Below are 6860 nucleotides of genomic sequence, written 5' to 3'. Positions count from 1 at the left end.
CCTCGCGCCACGGTCGGGCCTCGAGCGGCTCCGGCACGAACGGCTCCAGCCCGTGGTCGACGCCCAGGGTGTCGAGCACGGCCGCGGCGACGGTGGCGTGGCCCGTGGGGGAGTGGTGCAACCGGTCCGGCGCCCACATCCGCGGGTCCCGGAGCACCCGGAGCGCCCACATGTCGGCGACGAGCGCCCCGTGCTTCAGCGCGATGGCGTGCAGGTTCTCGTTGTAGATCGCCGTCTTGCCGCGGACCATCCCGAGCACCGGGGTCATGCCGACGTCGGGGCCGGTGAACAGCACGACCGTCGCACCGTCGCTCCGGAGCCGCTCGAGGCCCGACCGTGGCGCGAGGCCCGCGTCGAGGACCTCGGGTGGGCGCGCGAGTACCTCGTGCCGTGGGTGGTGCGCCGGATCCGGCACACGTCCTCCGGCGACGGGGTCTCCCCGAAGCGCCCGGAGCTGCAGGACGTCGTCGAGCACCGCTCCGACACGCCCTAGCCCGGGCGACGGCCGATCAGTCGGCCGGGCGCCGGAGCGTCAGCGGTCCGTCGTGCAACGGCTGCGTCGCCCACGACGAGGTCGCCGTACCGGTGCCGGTGTCGAGCCGGAGGCGGAGCCGGTGCGGGCTCTCGACGAAACGGACGTCGACCGCGACGACCCCCTCGCGCCGGCGGGCCCCGCTCGCGGCGAGCGGACCCTCGACCGCCCACGTGCCCTGACCGACCGGGCACGTCAGCGTGCCGCCGTCGACCTCCACCGTGACGCGCCAGCCGTCGCCCGAACGCGCGAGACGCACCCCGTCGGCGACGCCGGTCGCCGCGTAGGACCCGTCCGCGTCGTCGTGCAGCTCCACCCCCTCGACGGGCGGCAGCCCCAGGGAGGCGAGCCGTGCCTCCAGGGCGGTGTCGGCTGCCACGTCGGTGTCCGCAGCGTCTGTGTCCACAGCATCGACGGCGGGCAGCAGGTGCTGCCAGGCCGCGTCGAGGACGGCCTGCATGTCGGTGCTCTGCCCGGTCAGGGCGAGGACGACGTCCTGCTCGGGCAGGACGACGCAGAACTGGCCGTAGGCGCCGTCGCCGCGGAAGCCGTGCCGGGCCATCCAGAACTGGAAGCCGTAGCCCTGCCGCCAGTCGACGTTCTCCTCGTCCGGGTTCGCGACCTGGGCGCTCGTCGCGGCGGCCACCCAGTCCTCGTCGAGGATGCGCTGGCCCTCCCACACGCCCCCCCTGCAGGTACAGCTGCCCGAGTGCGGCGACGGCCGAGGTCGGGGCGTAGCAGCCGCTGAAGCCGAGCTCGGCGCCGGTCTCGTCGATCTTCCAGGCGAGGTCCTCGATCCCGAGGGGGTCGAGGACGTGCGGGCGGAGCCAGTCGACCAGGGAACCGCCGGTCACGCGTCGGACGATCGCCGCGAGCGTGTAGGTGCAGGGCTGGTTGTAGGCGAAGACGCTGCCGGGCTCCTCGTCCGGGGGCGTCAGGAGGAACCCGCGGACGAGGTTCGTCGGGTCGGCGGCGCGGGCGCGCTCGAGGGCCTCCTCGCGGTGCCCGGACGCCATCGCGAGCAGGTGCCGCACGCGGATGCGCCGGCTGCGCTCGTCGGTGACGTCGGCGTCGAGCTCGGGAAAGTACGACAGGACGGTTCCGTCGAGGTCGACCAGGCCCGACCGGACCGCGGTGCCGACGGCGGCGGCGGTGAAGCTCTTGCTCAGCGAGTAGAGCAGGTGCACGCGATCGGACGCGTACGGCGCCCACCAGCCCTCAGCGGCGAGCTGCCCGTGCCGGAGCAACTGGAACGAGTGGGGTTCCACGCCCGGAGTGGTCTCGAGGGCGTCGAGGAACGCGGACACCCCGCGTGCGTCGATGCCGAGGGCGGACGGGGTGGACCGGGGGAACGTCGTCGTCACCCCGCCGACACTACGCGGTGCTCGGGGTCAGGCGGCGGTGCCCTGGAACGGGTTCGTCCAGCGCCACCAGACGCCGGGGTCCTCGATCCCGCGTTCGAGGACGAGCGGCACGGTGACCGGGTCGTGATCGGAGATCGTGAAGCGCACACGCCCGACCCGCTCCCCCGCGGCGCCGAAGGTGAGCTGCTCGAGCGTGGTCTTCGCGGTCACGGTGGTCCGTCCCCAGACCAGGACCTCGGCCGCCTTCGCCGAGACGGCGTCGGCCTCGTCCCGCCACGGCGTCGAGAACGTCCCGAACGTCTGCCCGGCGTGCGTCAGGGTGACGACCTGGAAGTTGTCGGCGACCGAGCGCAGGAGCCGCTGGACGTCGACGTCGAGCGAGTCGTGGTCGACCCCGCCGAGCATCGCCCCGACGACCGTGACGGTCCGGCCGCCCCGCTCGTAGGTGGCGGCGAACAGCAGGCAGGCGCCGGCCTGGTCGAGCGTTCCGGTCTTGATGCCCTCGACGCCGTCCATCCCGAGCAGCTTGTTCGAGTTCTCGATCTGCCCGGCGCCGGGGACCGTGGCCTGCGCGGTGCCGACGATCTCCTTGACCACGGGGTCCGCGAGTGCGAGCTGCCCGAGGTCGACGAGGTCGGTCGCGGTCGAGGTGTTGCCCGGGTCCAGGCCCGTCGGCTCGTGGATCGTGGTGTCGTCGAGCCCGTGCGCGTGCAACCAGGTCGTCGCGGCGCGCTGGTAGGCGTCCATCGAGCCGAACGCCCAGAGTGCGAGCGCGCCGGCGTAGTTGTTCGCGGACTTCATGAGCATGACCTGCATGGTCTGGTACTGCGACAGCTGCAGCCCCGCGGGCATCGGGGCGACCTCGCCGTTCTGCGCCGCGTAGGTCGCGTAGAGCCCCTGCATCTGCGCGTCGAACGTGATCGTCGGTCCCGCCTGGCCCTGTCGGAGCGGCTTCGCGTCGAGGACGACGAGCGTGGTCACGACCTTCGAGATGCTCGCGATCGACCGGGCCCGGCGGTCCCCGCTCGTCCGCAGGCTCTCCGGGAAGTCGGTGGCCTCGACCGCGGTCGCGCCGTAGCCAGGGAAGGACAGCGCCGGCAGCGTCGAGGTCGGGGCGGCGTACGTCGTGGTCCGCGCGCTCGCCGGGGCGAACGGCACGACGGCCGCCGCGACGAGGAACCCGACGACGAGCACGAGGACGGCGACGACGGTGATCGTCACGGGCCTCCTGATGGCGGAGCGGGGGCGACGGACGACTGCTGGCACGGCACAGGAGCGTACCGGGGCGTGACCTGGTGCCGCGTGTGACGAACGTGTAAAACATCGGCGGGACGGCCCGGTGCGGCCCCGGACGCCCCCTACCGTGACGGACATGCTCCACGGATCCACCCCGGGCACCGCGCCCGTGCCGCCGTCCTCGTCCGCCCCCGCCGTGCCTGTCCTGCAACCGGGCACGGGTCCGGTCCGCTCCGACCGGTACCTGCCGGTCGACCCGGGGCAGGCGCTGTGGGGACGCCTGCCGAGCGACGCCGACCGCACGGTGATGACGGTGCCGTCCGGTGCCGAGGTGACGATCGACACGCTCAGCCACGAGGGGCTCCTGCCGGACCAGGGCAACGACCCGGTGGCGTTCTTCGCCCGGCACGGCGTGCCCCGCGAGCACGTCCTCGACGACGCGGTCGTGGTGGTCCGTGCCGCTCGCCGCGACCCGGAGCACGACGGACCGCACGTGGTCACCGGCCCGATCGCGGTCGAGGGCGCAGAGCCCGGGGACGTCCTGACCGTCACGGTGCTCGAGACGCTGCCCCGGGTCCCGTACGGGGTCGTGTCGAACCGGCACGGCCGCGGCGCGCTGCACGGCGAGTACCCGGTCGACGGCACGACCGTGAGCGTCTTCGCGGACGTCGTCCCCGGACCGGACGGGCTGCTCGGCCGCATCCCGCTCACCGAGTCCCGCGACCGGTACGCCCGCTTCCCGCTCGCCCCGTTCCTCGGCATCACCGGTGTCGCGACCCCGGGCGAACGGCTCCACTCGGTCCCACCGGGGCGGCACGGCGGGAACGTCGACGTCAACCTGCTGCAGGCCGGAGCCCAGCTGCACCTGCCCGTGCTCGTGCCGGGCGCGTCGGTGTACGTCGGCGACCCGCACTTCGCGCAGGGGGACGGCGAGGTCGCGCTCACCGCGATGAAGGCCTCGCTCCGTGCGACGCTGCGCTTCGACCTGACGCCCGCTGCCGAGGCGGTCCAGCGGTTCGGCGACCTGGTGTGGCCGCTCGTCGAGACGCACGAGTTCCTCGTCCCGACCGGCATGGACCCCGACCTCGACGAGGCCGTCCGGGCCTGCGTCCGGCACGCGATCGCGATCCTCGGCGCCCGCTACGGCATGGAGCCGCACCTGGCGTACGCGTACCTCAGCGCCGCGACCGACTTCAACGTCTCGCAGGTGGTCGACCTCGTCACGGGGGCGCACGCCCGCATCCGCAAGGCCGACTTCGAGGACCTCCGGTGAGCGGGCCGGACGCCCCTGCCGGGCTCCTCGAGGCCCTGGACGCCTACGAGCGCGCCCTCGCCGCCGACGACCTCGCCGCGCTCGACGACGCCTTCGTCCGCTCCCCCACGACCCTGCGCGGCGACGACCGCGGTCTGCTCGTCGGCCACGACGCGATCAGCGCCTTCCGCGGCGCGCGCGGTGGGGTCGCGAGCCGGACCCTGACCCGGGTCGAGGTCCGACCGCTCGCCGACGACCTCGCCCTGGTCGTCGCCGTGTCCACCTTCGACGCGGGCGGCTCCGGCCTGCAGACCCAGCTGTGGCGCCGCCAGGACGGCACGTGGCGGATCGAGGCGGCGCACGTCACCGGACGCCCGCGGGCGTTCGACACCACGGTCTGGCGCGTGCTCGGCGACCCGCTCGTCGCCCCGACCGGGACCGGCCCGCTCGACGGCGAGACCGTCGCCGTGAAGGACCTCTACGCCGTCCCCGGGCACCCCGTCGGTGCCGGGAACCCCACGTACCTGCGGGAGTCGGTCCCCGCCGCGACGGCAGCGGCCGCCGTCGCGGCGCTCCTCGCCGCCGGCGCGTCGATCCGCGGCATCGCGCGGACCGACGAGTTCGCCTACGCGCTCACGGGACGCAACGAACCGCACGGCACCCCACCCAACGGGGCGGTCCCGACCGCCGTGCCGGGAGGATCGTCCAGCGGCTCAGCGTCGGCCGTCCGTTCCGGGACGGCCGGCATCGGACTGGGCACCGACACGGCCGGCTCGATCCGGGTCCCGGCGTCCTACCAGGGGCTGTGGGGCCTCCGCACGACGCACGGGCTCGTCGACCGGGCCGGACTCCTGCCCCTCGCGCCGTCGTTCGACACCGTCGGATGGCTGACGCGGGACGCCGACACGCTCCTCCGCGCGCTCGACGCCTCGGTGCCGGACGACACCGCCCGACAGCCGGTCGGCGACCCGGTGGTCCTGACGGACCTGCTCGACGCCGCGGACCCGGCGACGCGGGACGCCTTCCGCGCCGCGGTCGGGCCCGACGTGCCGGAGACCTCCCTCGCCGCGCTCGGGCTCCCCGCGCTCGACGAGCTGCGCGAGCTGCTCCGGCTGGTGCAGGGCGCCGAGGCCACGGCCGTGCACGGCGACTGGATCGCCGCGCACCCCGGAGCGCTCGGCGCCGTCGTCGGTGGACGGTTCGCCGCGGCCGCCGCCGCTCCGGCCGACCAGGTGGCGGCGGCGCGCGAGCGCTTCCCCGTCGTCCGGGCCGCGATCCGCGACGCGCTGCACGACCGCGCGTTCCTGGCGCCGACCGTGCCCGGCCCGGCTCCCGCGCTCGCCGCCGACGCGGTCGAGCTCGAGCGGGTCCGGACGGCGACGACCGCGATGACCGCGCTCGCGAGCGTCGGCGGCCTCCCGTCGGTGAGCGCGCCGGTGCTCACCGTGGACGGCGCGCCCGTCGGGGGGTGCCTGACCGGCGGGCCGGACACGGACCGCGCCCTGGTGACCGCCGTCGGACGGTGGCTGCCCGCCTGACCCGCCACGATCCTCCCGGCCAGTGCTGCTGCCCGCCGACCGGATGGGTGCCTAGCGGGCCGCCCGCTGCGCGTGGGCGACCGCCCACAGGCCGACGGCGCTCGCCGCGGCCACGTTGAGCGAGTCGACGCCGTGCGCCATCGGGATCCGGACGGTCGTGTCGGCGGCGGCGATCGCCGCGGGCGTGAGGCCCTGCCCCTCGGTGCCCATCACGAGCGCGATCCGCTCGGGGACGTCCTGCACGAAGGTGTCCAGGTCCACCGAGCGGTCGGTGAGCGCCATCGCGGCGAGGTGGAACCCCTGCGCGCGGAGGTCGTCGCCGGCGGCGGGCCAGTCGCCGATGCGGGCCCACGGCACCTGCAGGACGGTGCCCATGCTGACCCGGACGCTCCGACGGTAGAGCGGGTCGGCGCAGCGCGGGCTGACGAGCACCGCGTCGGCGCCGAGTCCGGCGACGCTCCGGAAGACGGCACCGACGTTCGTGTGGTCGACGATGTCCTCGAGCACGACCACGAGCCGGGCGTCCCGCACGACGTCCGCGACGCTCGGCAGCTCCGGACGGTGCATCGAGGCGAGGGCGCCCCGGTGCATGGCGAACCCGGTGAGCTGCTCGAGCAGGGCGTCGGGTCCGACGAAGACCGGGCCCTCGTGGTCCGCCACCAGGGGCAGCACACTGTCGAGCCACTTCTCCTGCACGAGGACGCTCCGGGGCACGTGCCCGGCCCGGACCGCGCGCTCGATCACCGTGTTCGACTCCGCGATGTACAGCCCGCCCTCCGGCTCGGAGACCCGTCGGAGCGCCACGTCGGTCAGTCGGGCGAAGTCGTCGAGGCGCGGGTCGTCGAGGGTGTCGATGCGGACAGGGTGCACGGGGCTCGTTTCGTGGGAAGGCGGCTGGGCGGTCGGCTGTTGAGGGTACCGTGGACGACGTGCTGACC

Annotated in this window: 5 protein-coding genes and 3 pseudogenes; 3 read left to right on the top strand and 5 right to left on the bottom strand. The window is 74.8% G+C overall.

The features are described from left to right. Positions 1-295, bottom strand: a pseudogene (locus HUN59_RS19275) (SGNH/GDSL hydrolase family protein); the annotation flags it as partial. Positions 296-313: 18 nt separating this feature from the next. On the opposite strand from HUN59_RS19275, the pseudogene HUN59_RS19570 reads away from it, so the two are divergent. Further along, positions 314-493, top strand: a pseudogene (locus HUN59_RS19570) (SGNH/GDSL hydrolase family protein); the annotation flags it as partial. A 16-nt stretch (positions 494-509) separates the two neighbouring features. On the opposite strand, the gene HUN59_RS19565 reads toward HUN59_RS19570, so the two are convergent. From HUN59_RS19565 to HUN59_RS00440, 3 genes and pseudogenes are all read right to left on the bottom strand, one after another. Continuing rightward, positions 510-1214, bottom strand: a complete 705-nt coding sequence (locus HUN59_RS19565) for a hypothetical protein (RefSeq protein ID WP_254629952.1) — start codon at positions 1212-1214, stop codon at positions 510-512. Positions 1215-1353: 139 nt separating this feature from the next. Next, positions 1354-1719, bottom strand: a pseudogene (locus tag HUN59_RS20030) (serine hydrolase domain-containing protein); the annotation flags it as partial. A 204-nt stretch (positions 1720-1923) separates the two neighbouring features. Further along, positions 1924-3117: a D-alanyl-D-alanine carboxypeptidase family protein gene (locus HUN59_RS00440; protein WP_174777180.1), complete on the bottom strand. Its 1194-nt coding sequence runs from the start codon at positions 3115-3117 to the stop codon at positions 1924-1926. 151 nt (positions 3118-3268) lie between these two features. Here HUN59_RS00440 and HUN59_RS00435 point away from each other — a divergent pair, with 151 nt between their 5' ends. Both HUN59_RS00435 and HUN59_RS00430 read left to right on the top strand, forming a co-directional pair. Continuing rightward, positions 3269-4405: an acetamidase/formamidase family protein gene (locus HUN59_RS00435; protein ID WP_174777179.1), complete on the top strand. Its 1137-nt coding sequence runs from the start codon at positions 3269-3271 to the stop codon at positions 4403-4405. Further along, on the top strand, positions 4402-5922 hold the full coding sequence (locus HUN59_RS00430) for an AtzH-like domain-containing protein (RefSeq protein ID WP_174777178.1): 1521 nt from the start codon (positions 4402-4404) through the stop codon (positions 5920-5922). The genes HUN59_RS00435 and HUN59_RS00430 overlap by 4 nt, the downstream gene beginning before the upstream one ends. A gap of 51 nt (positions 5923-5973) precedes the next feature. Here the strand turns inward: HUN59_RS00430 and HUN59_RS00425 are convergent, their stop codons facing one another. After that, positions 5974-6792, bottom strand: coding sequence for a TrmH family RNA methyltransferase (locus HUN59_RS00425; protein ID WP_174777177.1), 819 nt, complete (start codon positions 6790-6792; stop codon positions 5974-5976). Positions 6793-6860: the final 68 nt, after the last annotated feature.

The organism is Curtobacterium sp. Csp2 (genome assembly GCF_013347165.1).
This window is presented reverse-complemented; position numbering and strand designations above follow the sequence as displayed.

Excerpts from the sequence above, each read along its gene's own strand:
- HUN59_RS00435 (WP_174777179.1), top strand. The coding sequence starts at position 3,269 with ATGCTCCACGGATCCACCCCGGGCACCGCGCCCGTGCCGCCGTCCTCG.